General features: G+C 69.6%; 4 protein-coding genes. All 4 read left to right on the plus strand.

Going from position 1 to position 1,749, the window contains the following annotated elements; all coding sequences use genetic code 11:
- The first annotated feature begins 105 nt into the window (after positions 1-105).
- A complete protein-coding gene (locus GBZ26_RS29120) occupies positions 106-510 on the plus strand; it encodes a hypothetical protein (protein ID WP_174441761.1) in 405 nt (134 codons plus the stop codon).
- Positions 507-929: a DUF1924 domain-containing protein gene (locus GBZ26_RS29125; RefSeq protein ID WP_174441762.1), complete on the plus strand. Its 423-nt coding sequence runs from the start codon at positions 507-509 to the stop codon at positions 927-929. The genes GBZ26_RS29120 and GBZ26_RS29125 overlap by 4 nt, the downstream gene beginning before the upstream one ends.
- Before the next feature lie 24 nt (positions 930-953).
- Positions 954-1,385 (plus strand): diheme cytochrome c, encoded by a 432-nt coding sequence (locus GBZ26_RS29130; RefSeq protein WP_246653831.1) that lies wholly within the window; start codon positions 954-956, stop codon positions 1,383-1,385.
- A gap of 64 nt (positions 1,386-1,449) precedes the next feature.
- Positions 1,450-1,656 carry a DUF6494 family protein gene (locus tag GBZ26_RS29135; protein WP_035677918.1) on the plus strand — a complete coding sequence of 69 codons (207 nt, stop codon included), beginning with the start codon at positions 1,450-1,452 and terminating at the stop codon, positions 1,654-1,656.
- The last annotated feature ends 93 nt before the right edge of the window (positions 1,657-1,749 follow it).

The following is a 1,749-nucleotide window of genomic DNA, read 5'->3' on the forward strand; positions in this document are numbered from 1 at the left end:
GCTGATCGATGCTGTTTTTTTTTATAATGAGCCGGCGCCCCCCGAATTCTCAACAGGGTCGCTCGTCGACAGCTTCAGATGTTTATAAGGGACAGCCCCTACGCCATGCACCAGTTCGCCGGCTACACGGCTCTGGGCGCGCTGGCGGTGCGGCTTCTGGCCGGGGTGCTGATGCCGGTGGGGCCGCTGCGCCTGCCCCGCCCATCTACGACCGCCGCGCTGGACTGGCTGCGGCGCGCCGCCGTGGGAGAGGCACGTGCCTGGGGGCAGCGCAGCCCGCTGCTCGCCTGGATGGCGCTGGCGTTGCTGGCCGTGGTGGGCGCCGCCGCGCTCAGCGGAGCGGTTGCCGACTTTGTCGTCCCGCTGGAAAAACTGCACGAGGCGCTTGGCGAGTTCTCGCTGCCCGTCGTGCTGGCGCATGTCGCCCTGGTCGTCGCGCTGCTCGGCCTGAAGAAGGCCGCCGGATGGCGCGCCCGTCCCAACACCCGCCACGAGGTCATCGCCCCATGATCCGCTTCGTCCTGCCCATGCTGGCCGTCTTCGCCGTGGGCGCGGCCATCGCCGCCGCCCCGAACGCGGCGCGCACCGCCCTCCTCGATGGCTATGCCGCCCAGGCGAAAGCGCAATCGCCGTCCTTCGCCGGCTTCTCCGCCGAGCGCGGGCGTGCGCTCTATCTCGGCCCGCACGGCGGCGGCAAGCCGGAAACCAACGCCTGCGCCGCCTGCCACACCCCCGACCCGACCGCCCAGGGCCGTCACCAGCGGACCGGCCGGAGCATCGAGCCGATGGCCGTTTCCGCCAACCCCAAGCGCTTCACCGATCCGGTGGAGGTGGAGAAGCGCTTCGACCGTGATTGCCCCAACGTCCTCGGCCGCGCCTGCACGGCGCAGGAGAAGGGCGACTTCATCACCTATCTCGCCGGCCAGTGAGGTCGGTGAATGAGGAGCCTCGCCATGCCCCGCCGCCTCATCGCCGCAACCGTTCTTCTGCTGCTGTCCGGCGCCGCCGCTTCGGCCAACGAGTTCGAGCGCGTCCGGCCCGTCACCAACGACGCCACCCGCAAGGAATGCGGCGAATGCCATATGGCCTTCCAGCCCGGCCTGCTGCCGGCGGGAAGCTGGACCCGGATCATGGACGGGCTGGACGACCATTTCGGCGAGAAGGCCAGCCTGCCGCCCGGCCCGGCGGCGGAGATCCGCGCCTATCTGACCGGCAACGCCGCCGGGCGCGGCGATCCGACGCTGCTGCGCATCACCGAGCAGCGCTGGTGGCTGCGCGAGCACCGCTTCCGCCCGGAGGTCTGGCTGCGCAAGGACGTGCTGTCCAAAGCCAACTGCGAAGCCTGCCACCGCGACGCCGCCCGCGGACTCTATGACAACGACTGACGGGGCGGGACAAAGCGTTGCCGCGACGGTTGTCTTCGGGAGCGATCAGAGAGGGAGGAGCATCATGGACCACGACACCTTCAACATGGGCATCCGCAAGTACCTGAAGGTCGTCGGCGTCACCTCGCAGCGCGAGATCGAGCGCGCCGTGAGCGAAGCGATCGAGGCCGGAAAGCTGAAGGGCAACGAGACGCTCCAGGCCCGCGTCGTGCTGACCATCGAGGGCATCGGGCTGGAGCATGAGATCAAGGGGGAGATCGCGTTGGAGTAGGGGGGAGGCAGTCCTGACGGGCCCCCACCCAACCCTCCCCCGCTGACGCAGGGGAGGGCTTTTTCTCCTCCCCCTGCGCAGCGGGGGGAGGTC

The sequence above is a fragment of the Azospirillum formosense genome (genome assembly GCF_013340925.1).
Taxonomy (GTDB): Bacteria; Pseudomonadota; Alphaproteobacteria; order Azospirillales; family Azospirillaceae; genus Azospirillum; species Azospirillum formosense.

Bases quoted from the DNA above. Each gene is read 5' to 3' on its own strand.
- GBZ26_RS29130 (WP_246653831.1), top strand. From the start codon at position 954: ATGCCCCGCCGCCTCATCGCCGCAACCGTTCTTCTGCTGCTGTCCGGC.
- GBZ26_RS29135 (WP_035677918.1), top strand. From the start codon at position 1,450: ATGGACCACGACACCTTCAACATGGGCATCCGCAAGTACCTGAAGGTC.
- GBZ26_RS29120 (WP_174441761.1), top strand. From the start codon at position 106: ATGCACCAGTTCGCCGGCTACACGGCTCTGGGCGCGCTGGCGGTGCGG.
- GBZ26_RS29125 (WP_174441762.1), top strand. From the start codon at position 507: ATGATCCGCTTCGTCCTGCCCATGCTGGCCGTCTTCGCCGTGGGCGCG.